Raw genomic sequence first — 17,517 nt, 5'->3', positions numbered from 1 at the left:
TTCAGCGGAAGCGGAAACTGCATCTGGTCTACTTCCATAATTATATGTTCCGAAGGGTCTATGTATTCCCACGCAAGAGTTCTAAAACTAGCCGGAATGATTTCGAAATAGATTAAATTTGAGTCAGAGCTATACAACTCATCCTGTACGAGTTCAACTTTTGTAGCCGTGGGAAATAAAGAAAAAGATGGCGCGGAAGAAGGAGTTATCAACCTGTGATACTCCATGTCTGAGGTAGCCAGCGAAGTAAAATTCCATGTCTGGGGACCTCCGAGCGTTCCGACATTAACTGAAACCGAATCATTACCGCATGTCGCCCATGAAAGTCCAACGTTCATTGGAATCTCGGAAAAACCAATCGAGATCTGAGCCGCCATAGCTGTAGCGGCAAAAGAAAGAATCAAAGACATTTTAAAAATCCTCATACATACCTCCTTTTATTTTTTTCCTACATGTAATCTTACACCCTCAATCCTTCAAACATGACAACAATTTTTCAATGTCAATTTTTTTACCGATACCCGAAGCTTTAACCTGTTCAGAAAGAGCCTCAACGGGTATGAGTTTTTCTCTGGAAAGAAATAAAAGAAGAGCCAAAAGTGCGGCGCTTTTAGCCCCGAAAGGTTTTCTGAAATCACTCGACAAAATCTTTGCTTTCGTCTCCGGGGCGTTCAGATCAGAATCTATGTACAAAAAACCTTGCCTCATTTCTGAAACAGAGCTTTTTACTTTGTTTAAACCGTCTTTTGAAACTACAATAACAGCGTCTGGGCTCGAAATGCCTGTGAAAAGGATTGGGTCGGAAGAAATAATAACTTCAGAAGTCGAAAAACCAACACCAACCGTAACAGGATATGTGCCTTTTTTTGTGGCCGAGAGACCACATGATATTACAGCCTTTGACAACAATTCAGCAGCTGATTGAACGCCTTCACCTGCAGATCCCGACAATAAAAGAGAATACCTCCCCCTGAAATCAGATTTAAAGTTTACCTCCAGGGGCTGGATCTCGTCGAAAAGTGAATTAATAGTTACATGCCTGTAGCTATTGTCATCCCTTTGACCAATTTTGTTTTCCCAGAGTTTGATTTCCAGACCTGCTTCTTCTGCTATCTCATGAAGCTTTCTAGTCGGGTTGTATTTGAGACCGTAGCTTGGGCAAATTTCCATTGCCTCGATAAAAGAGAAACCTTTTATCTTCAACGCTTCTTCGATGACGTCTGAAAAATCACCTATCGCTATAAGTCTTCTGGCGTAAGGGGCTCCGGCAGCGTGAACGAGCTTACAAAGGTCATGTCCTCTCATTGGTTTACCCTCGGGCATTATGGGTGTCTTAAAACCACAGGGTGTCAGACCGGAAGGCTGCCCTCCGGTCATTCCATAGAGCATGTTGTTGTGGACGATGACAGTCATATCTATGTTTCTCTGAGCAGCTTCAATTACGTGCTGTAACCCAATCGTCGCTCCTCCATCGCCTATGAGGGTAATTACCTTTTTGTTTTCTTCTGAGAGGCCCATAGATATGCCTGCGGCGAGAGCTGTCGATCTGCCGTGAAGACCATGTACGGTGTGAGTTTTAAACTGTTTGTCAATTATTCCTATACATCCTATGTCAGTTACAACGACGACATCGAGGGGGTTCAAATCTTTCATTCTCCCCAGAGCCTTTTCCAAACTCTGTGCGACAGTCCTGTGGCCGCAACCACCGCAAAAAGGCATGTTGTCAACAGATAAAAATTCCCTGTTCATCTTTTCACCTCTTCGACGATTTCTTCAGGTCTTATCATCCTGCCGATTGCGTTGACCCCTCTTACTTCATTTTTACCCATCCTGCCGAAAAGCAATTCCCTGTATTGTCCAGTCAAATTTTCTTCGGCAATGACTGTTTTTTTATGTTTGGTGATTATCCTTAAGTAGTCATCCGGAATTGGAAACAGAGTTTTGGCGACGAGAAGTGAAACTTTTTTCCCATTTGAACGCAGTATTTTCACCGCATCCCTCGAAGCCAAGGAAGTGGTGCCAAACGAAAATACCAGGTTTTCATTTCCGTCTTCTTCATAGTCATAATAGGTATAATCCTTTAAATTCTCTGTCATCTTTTCTCTTAACCTTTTAGTGTTTGAAATAGCTTCCTGTGTCGAATGCTGAAGCGTCGCTTTTCTGTCATGGGTTGATGCTGTCATTCTGACCTGGTGCCTGGGGTTTCCGACATGCAAAAAATGGGGAACTTTATTTTCTTTAGGGTGGTAGGGCATAAATTCCTCCTGCCCTTCGTAGAATTCCCTTTCCACAGGTTTTATTTCTTCGAGAGAATCGGTGTCAAAATCCTGTAACGTCATTACCATCTCTTTTGAAGTGAGCAGTATAACGGGAGTCCTCAGTTTTACCGCGGTTTTGACTGCGGCAGAAGGGAGTTTCCAACAGTCTTCAAAATTTGAAACGCAAAATGTCGGTAGATGGTATCCCCCTGAATTGACCCCGTTGACGAGCATGACGTCTCCCTGCGCGCTTCCGGTAGCCGTACCGGTCGAAGGACCTAATCTCTGAACGAGAATTATCAGCATGGGAAGCTCCATCATGAAAGCCATGCCGATTGATTCGACCATCAGTGCGAATCCCGGAAAAGAAGTCGCTGTTACGGGTATTTTCCCGGTCGCCGAAAAACCCGCCATCCACTGCAGTGTCGTTATCTCGTCCGGTGCCGGAATTACATTCTTAAAACGTCTGCTCGCATAAAGGTAAATGAGATTAGCTGGAGTTATGGGATAACCAATGAAAATGTCTGCTCCTGTTCTCACAGCAGACTCTACGATTATCCTCGATCCGTCAATAAAGCGCTTGGACATCGTTTTCATCATAACCTCATTTTGCAGTTTTTTTTGAAAATAGCTTGTCGAGAATAGTGGATACAGCAATTATAACTATTGTAGTCACTACAGCGCTGTAGGTCTTGTCAACAGTGAAAATTCCAAGCTGTTTGGCAACAATCGTCAAAAAGACGACGATGGTGCCCAATATAAAAGAAAGTTTGACGCCGAGAGGAGTTATCCATCCTTTGGCATATATTCCCATGAGTATTACAATCGCCCCTATTGCCCGAATGGCGTAGGAAACATAGGCGGTGTCGAGAATTCCACCCCTCAATAGAATCGCCAAAGGGACAGTGATGATGTTTACGAGTATGACAAGCTTCTTAGCGGTCGAGACAACTTTTTTGTCTTCAGCGTTTTTGTTGATGATTCCGTGATAAATATCTTTGGCGGCAATAGTCACAACGGCGAAATTGACCGGACCTACTGTTGACAAAATAGCGGCGAGAACTCCCGCGAGTGCTATACCTCCGAGAACAGGGTGAATGAACGAAGGTGTCTGAAGCAAAGTCGGCAGAATCTCGTTCGCTTTTACGTTTGTCGTGTCGAAAAACAGACCTGTCTTCGCGTACAGAGCCAGAAAGGCCGCCATCAATCCAAAAGGAGCTACAATCAGCCCAGCCAAAACAGACGACCATTTTGCGGTTTTCACGTTTCTCGCAGAAAATATTGGCTGTATACTCGCCTGGGCCGCCATTCCTCCTAGGACACCGCCTAAAAGAAGAGCAAAAGCGTCGCTGACTCCAGCACTAAAGGGATTGTACATATTAACAGGCGCGCCCTTGGCGATCAATACATCGCGAAGAGGACCAAAACCCCCGACCTTGAAAAGCCCTATGATAAAAGCCGCGCCTAAACCCACGTACATAGTCACAAGGTAGACTATTCCTGTTATTGCGAGGGCGTGCATTCCCCCGAAATACGTGTATATGGTTATAATAACCGAAGATATCAGAACAGCCCATATCCAATTGATGTTAAAAAGCGGAGCTATGACGCTCGAGCAGGTCTGAAGCTGGACATACGTGAGAATTATGTAGGCGATAAGAAAAGCCAGGGCGGAAATGGTTTTCGCGCTGGAACCAAAAATCGATTCTATCATCTCACTGACGGTGTGAACGCTCTTTCTCCTGTAGTGCGCAGCTACGGTGAAGCCGATTATTATCATGCCTACAGCTGTGGAGATGTTGTAGAAAATTGGCTGAAGCGAACCTGTCTTGAACGCCTTTTCGCTGACGCCTATTGTGCTCATTCCGCCGAGCCATTCAGCGGATACGACGACAGCGCAGACAATTATTCCCAGGTTTCTTCCTGCTACAAGAAATTCCGCGACAGACTTGCTCGCTGTTTTTTTTGTCAAAAATCCCAAAATGACTACCAAAACAAAATACGCGAGTATAATCAAAGCGTAAATACTCATTTTTTTTCCTCGCTTATGGTAAGGGGTTCACCGTGAACTATCGCACGCGCGATCAAAAGAGAATTATAGCGGTTTCTTTCGTCGTCAGACCGTGAATTTAGAACGCAGGGGGCTTTTGCTCCGAACACCAACCCTCCCCAGGTCGCTCCACCGTGAAATTTATAACTTTTACCCAGGGAATTCGCTGTCTCTAAATTCGGCGCGAGAATGAAATCGAGGTCTCCGCAGACAACGGAATTTTTTAATCCTTTATGAAGTGCGCACTCTCTGCTTATAGCGGCGTCGTATCCTACCGGCCCTTCAATTATGAAGTTTTTCAATTGTCCCCTTGAAGACATGATCGAAAGAGCCGCGGCGTCGAGAGTCGCCTGCATTTTAGAGCTTACCGTTTCGACAGCTGCAATAGCGGCCACTTTGACCATTTCAATTCCAAAAGCTCTCCACATTTTTCTCGTATTTTCAATTATTGAAATTTTCTCTTCGAGAGTTGGGTATATTATTATTGCGTTGTCGCTTATTGCGAAGAATTTGGGATAACTCTTCATCTCGAAAACACTGAGGTTAGAGAGAACAGAGGAAGATTTAATCCCGCTTTCTCTGTCGAGTATCGCTTTCAAATACAATTCTGATTTAAGGCTTCCCTTTACGAGTATTTGAGCTTCATTATCCCTTACCGCCTTTACTGCCAAAAAAGCGGCTTCCCTGTCTTCAGCAGCTTCCAATATCTCGGTTTTTTTCAAATTCCTTCCCGCGTTTTTAAGGCTTTTTTCGATTTTGCCTTTATCACCGGCGAGAAAGCATTTCCCTAAAAAACCTGCTTTTACAGCCAAATCGAGACTGCCAATTACTTCATCGTCCGAAGCCGCGGCTACCGCAAGCGAAACAGGCGAAAGCTTTTTCACCGCCTCTTCGAGTTCTCGAAAATTATTAATTCTCAAAACATCCTCCGGCATTCAGCTTTTTAAACTCTTGAAAATTTCATAAGGCTTTTTGTCGTCTATCTTTACGATACATTGTGGCCATTTCATTGCCTTCTCTTTTCCTGTCAACACCATGGAAACGCTTGTCGCAATCGCTTCATTTTCGTTTTCTCCCGGATAGACATATACCATACCCAATTTTGAGCATTTTCTCTTTATCTCACCAGTCAGGTAACATTCCTTTGCCACCCCGCCGGTGATTATAATTCCGTCAAAGTCAAAATCGAGAACCGAAGCCATTGATCCAATCTCTTTGCATATTTGGTAAATCATGGCATCGTATATAAACTTCGCGTATTTGTCTCCCTCGTTTATCCTCCTGACTACTTCTCTTATGTCTTTTGTGCCGAGATAAGAGTAAATGCCGCCCGCTCCGTAAAGTTTTTTATGCAGTTCCTCTCTTTTATACTTGCCGGAAAAACAAGCTTCGAGGAGTGGTATAGGAGGAACTCCTCCCGCCCTTTCAGGGGTGAAGGGGGCTCCTTCCATTCTGTTGTCGCTGTCAACTATTTTACCTCTGTCAAAAGGGGCTATTGAAAAACCTCCTCCGAGATGGCAAACCACGCATCTCATCTCATGGAAGTCTTTGTTGAGTTCCTTGGCGAGTTTTCTGACTGTCGCTCTAATGTTCAAAGCATGGACAAAAGAAAAACGAGGAAATTCCGGACAACCTGAAATTCTGGCTATTGGATTGAGCTCATCTACACCGACAGGATCCACGACGTAGGAAACGGCTTTCAAAAATTTTGAAAGCCTGAAAGCGATCGGAGCCGCGAGATTTGAAGCGTGCTGATAAACAGGTCTGTTCAGGCTGAAATCCGCGAGGGTTTCGTTCAGTTCTATCACTCCACTCGGGACAGGCGGCAACATCCCTCCAATGGCACCTATGCCATTTACCTTTTCTTTTTCCGGGAGAGCTCCCTTCACAAAGTTTTGTATTAGCTCCTCTCTGAAATCCACCTGTGCCGCAATATTCGGATATTTATGGATCAAATCATCGGAATGTTCCATTACCGCCGAAGTTTGAACTTCAACATTATCTCCGTTTTGCTTGAATAGCGAGCATTTTGTGGTCGTGGAGCCAGTGTTTACGACTAAAATTAGATGATTTTTACCCATTCTTTTTCCTTTTCTCGATTTTGCGAAAATATCGTATTACCGAATGTAAAGAATTAAGTATATAAGAAAGGAGGATTTAGGACAATACCGGGGCGTTCAAATCGCATTCATTTATTTCTTGCAGTTGCCCTTCTTGCCGAAGCTTTTCTACCTTTTATCTGCATAGAAAATTTCTTAATCACCTCTTCTGCGCTGGAGAAAGGCACAGTCACAAAGGAAAAGTTTTCAAAGACTTCGACTTCTTCAATTCTATTGCCTCTAATTTTAACCTTCTTTGTAAGCATTTGAACAAGTTTCCTCGGCGTAAATCCGTCTTTTTTCCCGACTGAAATAAACAGTCTCGCCGTGCCTTGGTTGTCTATGTAGTTCTCGCTGGTTGCCCCACCTGGTTTCTTCACGCCTATGTCTGCGTAGACACTCGAGTCGAGTTTTTCAAAGTATGTCATCTTCAAAAGAGAGCCTATTGTCTTTTCCGCGCCGTATTTTTTTACCAGATCGCATGCCCATTCGCTGTAATCGCTGTCTTCATAGTTCCTTATGGCATTTTCGAGTTCCTTTTGGATGCGTTTAAACTTCATTTTAATAACCTCTTCCACTCCCGGTATGTCGGCTTTTGTTATTCGGGCTTTGGAAATTTTTTTTATAAAAAACATTTTTCTATATTCATACGGCGTCACAAACGTCACGGCGGTACCCTTTCTTCCCGCCCTGCCTGTCCTTCCAATCCTGTGGACATAAGATTCTGGATCCTGTGGAAGAGAGAAGTTGATTACATGCGATATGTTGAAAACATCAAGGCCTCGTGCTGCCACATCAGAAGCCACAAGAATGTTTATATGCTTTTTTTTGAACTTGTCCAAAATCTTTTCTCTCTGAGCCTGAGAAATATCGCCATGAAGACCTTCCACGTCATACCCTCTGTCCAAAAGCCTTGTCGCCAGAAGATCTACATCCCTTTTTGTCCTGCAAAAAATCAATCCGTAGAAGTCGTCTTCGTAATCAATAATTCTACAGAGGGCTTCAACTTTGTCCTCTTCGCGAACTTCGAAATAAATCTGCTCGGCTAGGCTGGTCGTCATCTGATTGTTCCGAATTTTAATAACCTCATAATCCTTCATGTATGCCTTTACGGTTCCCATAATTCGTTCCGGCATCGTCGCGGAAAACATGAGAGTCCTCTTTTCCGGGTTGGCATGTTTGAGAATTTCTTCCATCTCGTCGATAAAACCCATGTTGAGCATTTCATCGGCTTCGTCTATAACCAGCACGCAGATGAGCGATAAATCTATTGTCTTTCTTTTTAAATGGTCTATTATCCTGCCTGGTGTTCCGACGATGATCTCCGCGCCCTTTTTAAGGCGTCTAAACTGCTCTTCAATAGACTGTCCTCCGTAAATTGGAACTACCGAGACATTTTTACTGCCTTTGATGGAATTCAACTCTTCCGACACTTGAATCGCCAATTCCCTCGTAGGTGTCAGCACGAGAGCATGAACTTTCTTGTCGCACTGAACCATTTCCAAAATCGGCAGTCCGAAAGCCGCCGTTTTCCCCGTTCCGGTCTGTGCTTGGCCTACTATATCTTTTATACCTGACAGCATTCTCGGGATGACAAGCTTCTGAATTTCTGTTGGTTCTTCAAATCCCTTTTTTTCTATGGCATCCAACGCGTCTTGAGAAAGCCCTAACTGGCTGAAGCTTTTTAAACTGTGCATATTTTCCTTCGTTTTTTTGGTGTTTTTAAACGGGATCAAAGATCTTCTTTAATCAAAAATTCAGTATACAACAGCATGAAAAAATATCAAGCGGTATTAAAACAATTCCGTACTCCAAGAGCGGCATTATATATGCTTGTCGCGACAAACGCATTATCAAGGTATCCTTTTATTCCGTGATGTCCAGGGCTTTCGTTGCATATATCGTTTTTGTTTGTAATCCCTTTTCCTGTATGAGAATTACTTTCATCAAGCTTGTTCAGAGCGATGAAATCCCTCTCGTCAAAAGCGTTTATCCATTCCTCGACAGAGTCAGGTTTTTTAAACGGTTTTGACACATGTCTTTTTACAGAACAAAGACCGAGGGGGGATCCGAGGGTTATAAAAAGCGGAATATTCGGTTTTTCAAGACCAGACAATACTTCATATCCGATGACGGACCCCAGTGAATGCCCTACGACTACTCTCGTGTTTTCAGTTATTTCCGATACAACAATACCGTTTATATCTTTTTTTACACCTTCTCTTGAAAGGTACATCGAAACGTCTTTTGTGAAAATTCTCAAGAAAGAAGGGCCTATATCCAAATCTCTTTCGAGCAATTTTAAAAGTTTCTGAAAATTTTCGTCTGAAAAAATACTTTTTTCACCTTCGCTTTCGATTTCTTTATCTCTTAACAGACCTCCATTTTCAGCCATTTCTTCCAAAAGCTTGTATCTAATCGTATTTTCAATGCTTGGAATAAACTTTGTTTCCTGAACAATATAATCCAGGCGATCACCGTAGAAAGGAAAAATACATTTTATTTCGCTTGGCAGACCGAGCCCAGAGCTTTTCAAACCCTTTTCGAGTGCTTTAATCCAGGCTTTTTTCTGTTCTTCCGGATCTTTCTTGCCCTGAGCCCTTCCGTGAATAAACATTATTTCAGGAGCCGTAGATCCCCTCCTCTTAATCTGCATTTTCGGGTAAGAAATTTTTACTCAACCTAAATTTCCTGTCATTTCCAATTTCTGATACCCCGGTATATCTCTTTTGCGATCATTTTCTGTTTGTCTCCCTCACCCTTTTTTGAAATCGACAAAAGATAGTCCCCGTAATCAGATAAAGCGTCCGCGTATTCAGTAGAATTGGCTTTAATACTCAGTTTTTCCAAAGAATAATTGAAATAATCCAGCGGATCGGAAGAAAATCCAGTCAAAGTTGATAACTCTTTAATTATGTTGTTATCCTTATCTTCAATTTTTGAAATACAGACCCCCACTTTGGTATACGCGGAAAACACCTGGGTGCCTATCTGTTTTTCAAGGGCTATAACATTTCTGAATTCATCCAGAGCTTTCATGTATTTTCCCTCCATCAGCAAAACTTTTCCCATGTAGAATTTCGCCTGTATTTTCCCAATTTTATATCCGATTCTGTCGCAAATTTCTTCGGCCTGCGTTATGCAATTCAGCGCTTCTTGCGTTCTTTTCGTCTTTATATACAATTCACCTTGAGACTCAAGCGCGTGAACAAGACCTTTCATGTCCCCGATTTCTTGGCAAATTTTCTTCTTTTCCTGAAAATTTTCCATCGCTTTCTGATAGTCGCCTTTTTCAGCGTGTATCGAGCCAATGTTTCCTGTGGCAAGGCCTATGCCTTGTCTATCCCCCAGCTCAATGGATATTTTCTTTTTTCGGTTGAAACATTCAAAGGCTTTTTTCAAATCCCCCTTTTCATAATACACTCCACCCAAGTTTCCGAAAGAAGCGCTTATCAATCTTTTATACCCCGTCTTTTCGCTGTAATACAGCGATTGTTCAAAATGCTCCATGGATTCATCAAGCCTGTTTTGGTGAAAATACACAGAACCCAAGTTTAAAAGCACAAAGCTCAAACCAGAGTAATCTCCTTTTATTTCATAAATTTCTTTTTGTTTTAAGTATAGTTCTATGGCTCTGTCGAATTCTCCTCTCACCCAATGGATCAAGCCCATATTCCCGAGGACTTTCGTCAGGGTATCGTTGTCTTTTTGTCTTTCGGCTGCTGTTCTTTCATCTTCATAGTATTTCATTGCTACATCGTATTCACCTTTTTTGTTGTAAATTTGTCCCAAAAGACCCCAGAAAATCCATTTTTGATCTTCTGCGCCCATGCTTTCACAAATTGAAACCCCGAGTTGGGATGTCTCCAGAGCTTTATCTGCTTTTCCTGTGTAGAGGTAGAGCTGACCGAGAATGTTCAAAGTTTGAATATAATATTCCACTTCGATAACATTTTTTAAGCTTTCGCATAAATACAAAGCGTCCGAAATCGCTTTTTCCCAGTTGCCGGCATAAAAGTTTGTTTTCATCCGTTTGTAGAAGCAGGTAAACTTTTCCTTTTGGTCTTTCGAGATTTCAATTATCCTTTCAAGGCTCTCGACAGCTTCTCTGTTTCTGTATTTTTTCATGAGAAAATCCGCCGCTTTTCTGTAATACGGCAGCGCTTTTTCGAAATTTTCTGAAAGATAATAATGCCTCGCTATCTGGTAAAAGAATTCCGTATGATCACCATGACTTTTCTCTATGCTTTGAGCCGCCAAAAGATGCGTCTGTTTAAGGATTGACTTCAACTGCATTTGATAAATTGCTTCTCTTAGAAAATTGCTCTTAAAAGAGCATATACTTGCCTCTGTAAAAAAAAGACACCCCTCTTTGACGAGACTTCCTAAAGCTTCGTCAAAATTCTTTTTTTCCATGTTTTGGCTTTGCTTTAATATCTCGAAAAGGCAGGCAACATCAAAATCATTGCCGAGAACACTCGCCGTTTGCAGACACAACCTGAGGTTTAGCGGAAATTGATCAAACCGAGCTACGAGAAGAGAGAAGACGGTGTCAGGAACCTCGATTTTCTCTGCTTGAATGTCGTAAATACCGTATTTTTCTATAAATAAATTGTTGTCAAAAAGAAACTTGCAGAATTGGTATACATAGAATGGATTACCCTGTGTTTTGCCGTATATAAAAGAAGATGCCTCTTCAGAAATTTCTTTTTTTAGAATATCCCCCATCATCTCGACAGCATTCCCATAATCCAGTGGCCGCATCTCAATTTCTTTGCCTTTGATTTTCTTCTTCAACGGCAAATTCTCTTCGTCCATCCTCGACGCCGTGATAAAACATACAGGATAATCTTCTATACCTCTTAGAAATATTTCGGTGAATTCCAAGGTTTCATCATCAATCCATTGAAAGTCGTCCATGAAAAACACAGTCGGTTTGATGGAACAAAGGCACAGAAAAAAATCTTTTAGCGAGAACATTGTAATTTCTTTTTTCTGTTTTTGTTCAAGATGAAACAAAAAATTACTTTCATGGTCTATATTTAACAACTCTTGCAAGAAAGGTTTGATTTTTAGGAGTTTTTCTCCGGGATTTTCAACCAAGATTTTCTCTCTCTTAACCGATTGAGTTTGCAGGAGATTATTGAATACAATTTCGAAATTTGTCTTTTTTTCAGCTTCAGATTCGCATGTCCTCTGCCTAAAATAACTCTTCAAAAAACCCACGACGGGATTCAAGGACTCTTTCAAAATTGGATCGCAGCTAAAACTCAGCAGGTTCACTCTGGTTTCGTATCCTTCAAATGCTTTCAACACAAAAAAAGTTTTTCCTGAACCGGCTTCACCATAGATATGGAACAAACCTCCAAACCTGAATTGCCTTACCTCTTCTATCCCTATAGCGAGCGCTTTCCTTTCATTTTCTCTTCCGAAAATTTTATTTAGCGCACTTTCCTTTCCTGTTTTTTTCGATTCTCCGGTAATTTTGTAAGCAGATGTCATTTTCGCTTTGCCTTTTAGTTTCAATTCTCCCAAAAATTCAAAATCAAAATCACCTGAGAGCTCTTCTTCAACTCTGTCCGAGGATACAAGCTCGCCCCACCCGGCTTTCTGCATCAGCCTTGAAGCTATTATCACCGCTTCTCCAAGAAATGAATAATTGCACCTTAATTCGTCTCCTATCATCCCCGCGTAGACAATTCCTGTGTTAATGCCGGCTTTTATGGTTTCTCTTCTGATTGCAAGCGCGAATTCAACGGCCCTCATCTGATTGTTGGAAAGAGATCTGGGGGCTCCAAAAACAACAAGAAAATTATCCCCCTTGTCTCCGAAATCGAGAGAGCTGAAGTAACCTCCAAATTTTTCAATTTCAACAAAAATTTTTTCGACGAAAATTTTCAAATCTTCAAACTCTTTTTTCCCCTGAAACTGGACAAAAACCGCTGTTATTTCCCTGAATTCTCCTTTATAGGGCATTTCTGACAGGTCTTCCGAGACAAAACCGTCGTATATTTCCTTTAATTTTGTAAGATCAAATATTTCAACTTCACCCTTTTTTGGGTCTGTTTCAGGTATTTCTATGCTTTCCATGACAAGATGGGTGTCGTCAAGCATGGTCGTCTTTACACGAATATTTTCCAAAAATTTAAAAAGGCTGCTGTCCAATACAATTTCTGTGTCTCTGCATTTTTTTTCCGCCGCCACGGATCTATCCACGGCTTCACCTCTAAAAAAGAAGGTCTTTATTCTTTTGTGCCCTATTGTTCCCCATTCTACAGACCCCAGAGAAACTCCTATTTTCAAGGAAATGTTTTTTTCTTCGGGATTATCGTTTTCTGATTTTGACACAAAATTTTTTATCTTTTGAACGCAACCCAAGGCATGCCAGACTTGGCACCTGTCAACAGGGAAAACGGCACTTATGCTGTCCCCCGCAAAACCTGTTATAAAGCCTTCGTATTCGTAAATAAGCCTTGTCACTGGGCTGAAAATAGCTTCGAGAAGGATTGAAAGGGTTTCAGCCCCATCCTTTCCCTTTTCCATAAGCTCTTCTGTGATCGTGGTGAATCCTTTGATATCCATGAAAACAACCACGGCAGTGAATGTACCCCTAATAACGCCTTTAATGCTTTTTTCAACAATAAATTGGGGTATGAGATTTCTCATATTTTTATACCTTTTTCAGCGCAACAAGCTCCGGATTTCAAACCTTGTCCTGGTTTTTAAATTCCTTTTAAGCCGGCAACAAACTATATATTCCAGAGCCGGAATTTACAAGTTTCAAGATATATTTTTACAAAAACCTAAAAGACAATTCACGGGACTTGAAAACAAACGCTTTCTATGCTAAAAAAAGATACTTATTTCCGGATGTTTTTTCTCAAGAACATTAAAAAAAACGCAGACAGAAAGGTGAAATATTATGCAGGAAATCACTAAACTCGATAAAGTTAGAAATATTGGAATAATGGCGCATATCGACGCAGGAAAAACAACCCTGACCGAACGAATACTTTTTTATACGGGTAAATCTCACAAGATGGGCGAGGTTCATGACGGAGAAGCCCAAATGGATTGGATGGAACAAGAACAGGAGAGAGGTATTACCATTACATCAGCCTCCACACACTGCCATTGGGAAGGTCATTGGATAAACATTATCGACACTCCCGGACACGTCGATTTCACGGTTGAAGTCGAGAGAAGTTTAAGGGTTTTAGACGGCGCGATAGCAGTTTTCTGCGCCGTGGGCGGAGTAGAGCCTCAATCCGAAGCTGTTTGGCATCAATCGCAAAAACACAACGTCCCAAAGCTTGCTTTTATAAACAAAATGGACAGAATAGGGGCTAATTTTTTTAAAGTTGTCAGAGAAATTGAAGACCAGCTTCAGGCAAATGTCTTGCCCCTTCAGATACCCGTGGGGGCGGAATCAGATTTTACAGGAATTGTCGACCTTCTTGAAATGAAAGCGTACTATTACACTGACGATAATGACGCCAAAAGATACGAGGTCGAGAAAATACCCTCAAACCTCCAGGAACAAGCTATAAAGCAGAGGGAAATACTCATAGAAAAGGCTATTGAAGACGACGAAGAACTCATGGGTAAATATTTCAACGACGAAAATTCTCTGACAAAAAACGAAATAATAGGGGCTGTTCGCAAAGCGACGATAAATAATCGAATAGTTCCAGTCCTCTGCGGATCAGCTTTTAAAAACAAAGGCGTGAGAAAACTTCTCGACGCCGTAAACATGTTTCTACCCTCGCCCCAAGATATGCCCCCTTTAAGCGGCAAGGACGAAACTGGCGCACAGTCTTTCAGAAACAACTCCGATGACGACCCGTTTTCTGCACTAGCTTTCAAGATTCAGACCGATAAGCACGTGGGAAAACTCGTCTATTTCAGGGTTTATTCCGGTTCCGTAAAGGCTGGATCCTACATTTACAACGCCTCAAGAAAAAGAAAAGAAAGGTTGAGCAGAATTCTCCAGATGCACGCCAACCAAAGGGAAAATGTAGAATGTCTTTACGCAGGAGACATAGCCGCAGGAGTCGGTTTGACCCATACCTTTACCGGCGACAGTTTGACCGATCTGGAAAATCCCATACTCTTTGAGTCCATAGAATTTCCGGCGCCAGTAATGTCTGTTTCGATAAAAACCTCCCAAAAAGATCAATCCCAGCCTCTGGGTAAATCATTGACTAAACTCTCCGAGGAAGACCCTTCGTTTCTTTTCAGGACAGAAGAGGAGACTAAAGATATCGTGGTATCAGGAATGGGTGAACTTCACCTTGAAATACTGATCGACAGGCTAAAAAGAGAATTCGGGCTGCAAATCGAGACAGGTGAACCGAAGGTAGCATACAGGGAGACGATTCTGCAATCAATCCAGGAAGAGTTGAAATATTCAAAACAGACGGGCGGAAAAGGGCAGTACGCACACGTGAAAATGATAGTTTCGCCAGCCGGAGCTGGACATGGTTTTGAATTTCTAAACAAAATTAAAGAAGGAAGAATACCCAAAGAATTCATACCATCGGTCGAAAAAGGCGTCATAGAAGCTCTTCAAAAAGGAATTTTGGCTGGATACCCGATTGTCGACGTTATGGTAGAGTTGATAGACGGTTCTTTTCACCCTGTCGATTCATCTGATCTGGCGTTTAAAGTAGCAGGGAGGGATTGTTTTAAAAGTGCATTTAAAAAGTGTTCGCCAATCCTTCTCGAGCCTATCATGTCGCTTGAAATAAACTCTCCGGAAGAATATGTCGGAGCGATTGCCGGTCTTATCGGCTCTAAAAGAGGTAAAGTGACCGGCATAGAAATCCAGGGAAATCTCAACACCGTCTCTAGCGAAGCCCCTCTTTCAGAACTTTTCGGATTCAGCACCGTTTTGAGAAACCAGACAAGCGGAAGGGCGAGTTATTCCATGTCCTTCCAAAATTATTCAGCTGCCACGGAAGAGGCTACAGAACAAATTCTCAAAGAACGTAAATAAAGCCGGATTGTAAGCTGTCGGGGGCATTTCATAGACAACATCGGCAAAAAAACAAAACGTCACAATCGAGCATATCCCAGGGAATGAGTTTCAAGTCATCTTCATGGCACTTACACATTCTGACTTCATGCAGAAATAGCATCCTCTGAAGAAATTATTCAGTTGTGTGTTCTTTGGATAATCAGATGATTTAACATCTGAAATCTCTTTCCAGGGTGATTTACATAAAAAGATGTTATTTTATGTAGATTATCTCGCCCTTAGATTGTTCTATTCCTCCTATATTTATTCTGTAAAAATAAACACCGCTTTCGACAAATTCCAAACCCTCTGTTTTTCCATTCCAGACAAATCTGTGCTCGCCGCTTTCAAGTCTTCCGGAAACCAACGATTTTACCTTCTGCCCAAGAAGGTTGTAGATGAGTATTTCAACGAATTCGCTCTCTTTCAAAGCAAAACAGATTTGAGCTTCGGCAGAAAAAGGATTTGGGAAGACACGGCATTGGCTTATGCTTGGGTTATCTCCAAAGTGCTCCTCAACAGGACTGCTGGGGTCCCAGCCGCTCAAAACGGCAAACATAAACCAAACCGCATAGGCTTTCTGCTGGCAACTCAGATATGTAGTATGACCGCCGTAGTTTCCGTTGAAAGCTTGATGTTCTACGGGAATACTTTCGGCGTTGTAGAAGTAAGTGTTTTGCTCCCAATGACCGGTGGTGTCGTTGAACCACCAACAGTCCAGGTCGGCAAAATCGAACAGGACTTTATCGTTGTCAATGCAATACTGTCTTATCTGATTGTTTCTCTGGTGTCTGTTGTATCCGCTCGAACCTTCGGCCTGCGCGTTACCGGTCATGTAGATGAAAGTGACGTCCGGAAATTCTGATTCAAGTAAGCTTATCGAATCGAGGTACTCCTGAATTTGAGTTTGATTGTATCCGTCGACTTGACAACACCAGGCCCAGGCGGAAAAGTTAAGCGAAGAGTTCGCGTTCAATACAGCTCTCGTCAGATTCATCCCCGTTGATGACTGCCAGTATAGCTCCGGCGTTATGTATGTCTGGCTTACTTGCCCGTCGTGTATGCAGAAAGATCCAGCTGTGTTAGGTAAATTGCACGAACCTATGGACACGCCGAAAAATGGGTTTTGAGTTTCGTAGTCATTGAGACCAATCGTCAGCTGACCTCCGTGAGATGTGTGCGCGTAATGCCACTTGCATTTAACCTTAACCGAATCTATCCAATTCTGAGGTATGCTTTCAGGGTGAACAAAATTGTGGTCCACGATAAACTCCTGGGAAAAAAGAGTTCCCGCCCAAAGCACAATGAGAAAGACGGTAAAAAATCTCATGTCGCCTCCCGGAAATTGATTATCTAATGATATTATAAAATTACGAAAAAACCACTCGGCTTTTTCATCCTGGATGGGGTATTACTAGTAATAATAAAACAAAGAGGTCATTATGACATGGTTTGAAGAGAAAATCGAAAAATGGAAAAGAAACCTTAAAACCTTTTCAAACGAAATAATTACCGAAAAAGTAATGCTTGGAAACGAATCTTTGCTTTCGAGCAACGAAGAAGAGCGCGCAAAATGGATTGAGTGCGCCTTGAACAGAATGTCCGAATTTATTCCGGACATCTCGGTCAGGAAAAAAATAATGTCCTCTTGTTCCTGCGTATTTACCGATGAATTCGGAGACGAAATCATACTCGAATTGAGACAAGAGTATAAAAAAAGAGGTAAAATTGAAGATGTGATAACCCGCATGCAGGATTATCCAGATAAATTCGCGTTTACTATTTATGAGGACGGAGTCATAAAGGAAAAGAGAAAACCAAGAGATCCGGAGTCATGGGCGGCGGCGAAAACTCTAAAAGAGAAGATAATGGCTGCATGTTTTTGCCCTCTCGCCAGATCCGGTAAAGTTCCTTTTCCAAAACCCTTCTGCAGCTGCAGTGCGGGATGGTACGCAGGAATATGGGAAGGCATACTCGAAAAACCCGTCAAAGCCGAAGTCATAAAATCTCTTTTGTACGGGGACGATTCATGCAAATTTGAAATAATCCCTTCAGTTTGATTGACGGGTCTGAATTTCTGATATTTACTTA

Annotated in this window: 12 protein-coding genes; 2 read left to right on the top strand and 10 right to left on the bottom strand. The window is 42.1% G+C overall.

What is annotated here, in order from left to right; all coding sequences use genetic code 11:
- The 9 genes from JXA84_03415 to JXA84_03375 form a co-directional block, all read right to left on the bottom strand.
- A partial coding sequence (locus tag JXA84_03415) for a hypothetical protein (GenBank protein ID MBN1150254.1) occupies positions 1 to 425 on the bottom strand: 425 nt, incomplete at its 3' end.
- 43 nt (positions 426 to 468) lie between these two features.
- Positions 469 to 1,749 carry a 2-oxoacid:acceptor oxidoreductase family protein gene (locus JXA84_03410; GenBank protein ID MBN1150253.1) on the bottom strand — a complete coding sequence of 427 codons (1,281 nt, stop codon included), beginning with the start codon at positions 1,747 to 1,749 and terminating at the stop codon, positions 469 to 471.
- Complete coding sequence (locus JXA84_03405; GenBank protein ID MBN1150252.1) at positions 1,746 to 2,855, bottom strand: hypothetical protein; 1,110 nt, start codon at positions 2,853 to 2,855, stop codon at positions 1,746 to 1,748. Before JXA84_03405 ends, JXA84_03410 begins: the two co-directional genes overlap by 4 nt.
- 7 nt (positions 2,856 to 2,862) lie before the next feature.
- Complete coding sequence (locus JXA84_03400; GenBank protein MBN1150251.1) at positions 2,863 to 4,290, bottom strand: sodium:solute symporter family protein; 1,428 nt, start codon at positions 4,288 to 4,290, stop codon at positions 2,863 to 2,865.
- The gene (locus JXA84_03395) at positions 4,287 to 5,228 is read right to left on the bottom strand and encodes a phosphate butyryltransferase (GenBank protein MBN1150250.1); all 942 of its coding nucleotides are present in this window, start codon (positions 5,226 to 5,228) and stop codon (positions 4,287 to 4,289) included. Before JXA84_03395 ends, JXA84_03400 begins: the two co-directional genes overlap by 4 nt.
- Before the next feature lie 15 nt (positions 5,229 to 5,243).
- A complete protein-coding gene (gene buk / locus JXA84_03390) occupies positions 5,244 to 6,389 on the bottom strand; it encodes a butyrate kinase (GenBank protein MBN1150249.1) in 1,146 nt (381 codons plus the stop codon).
- Positions 6,390 to 6,496: 107 nt separating this feature from the next.
- Positions 6,497 to 8,104 carry a DEAD/DEAH box helicase gene (locus JXA84_03385; protein ID MBN1150248.1) on the bottom strand — a complete coding sequence of 536 codons (1,608 nt, stop codon included), beginning with the start codon at positions 8,102 to 8,104 and terminating at the stop codon, positions 6,497 to 6,499.
- Between the two features lie 86 nt (positions 8,105 to 8,190).
- Positions 8,191 to 9,063, bottom strand: a complete 873-nt coding sequence (locus tag JXA84_03380; GenBank protein ID MBN1150247.1) for a hypothetical protein — start codon at positions 9,061 to 9,063, stop codon at positions 8,191 to 8,193.
- A gap of 38 nt (positions 9,064 to 9,101) precedes the next feature.
- Entirely contained in the window at positions 9,102 to 12,989 is a 3,888-nt protein-coding gene (locus JXA84_03375; protein ID MBN1150246.1) for a tetratricopeptide repeat protein, read from the bottom strand.
- Positions 12,990 to 13,329: 340 nt separating this feature from the next.
- Between JXA84_03375 and fusA the strand changes: the two genes are divergently transcribed.
- Positions 13,330 to 15,405, top strand: coding sequence for an elongation factor G (gene fusA, locus JXA84_03370; GenBank protein ID MBN1150245.1), 2,076 nt, complete (start codon positions 13,330 to 13,332; stop codon positions 15,403 to 15,405).
- 235 nt (positions 15,406 to 15,640) lie between these two features.
- Here fusA and JXA84_03365 read toward each other — a convergent pair whose 3' ends face one another.
- Positions 15,641 to 16,756, bottom strand: a complete 1,116-nt coding sequence (locus JXA84_03365) for a T9SS type A sorting domain-containing protein (GenBank protein MBN1150244.1) — start codon at positions 16,754 to 16,756, stop codon at positions 15,641 to 15,643.
- Between the two features lie 112 nt (positions 16,757 to 16,868).
- On the opposite strand from JXA84_03365, the gene JXA84_03360 reads away from it, so the two are divergent.
- Positions 16,869 to 17,486 carry a hypothetical protein gene (locus JXA84_03360; GenBank protein ID MBN1150243.1) on the top strand — a complete coding sequence of 206 codons (618 nt, stop codon included), beginning with the start codon at positions 16,869 to 16,871 and terminating at the stop codon, positions 17,484 to 17,486.
- Positions 17,487 to 17,517 lie beyond the last annotated feature (31 nt).

Source organism: candidate division WOR-3 bacterium (genome assembly GCA_016926475.1).
Classification (GTDB): domain Bacteria; phylum SDB-A; class SDB-A; order SDB-A; family SDB-A; genus JAFGIG01.
Note: the sequence above shows the minus strand (reverse complement) of the source record. Positions and strands in the feature narration are given on the sequence as shown.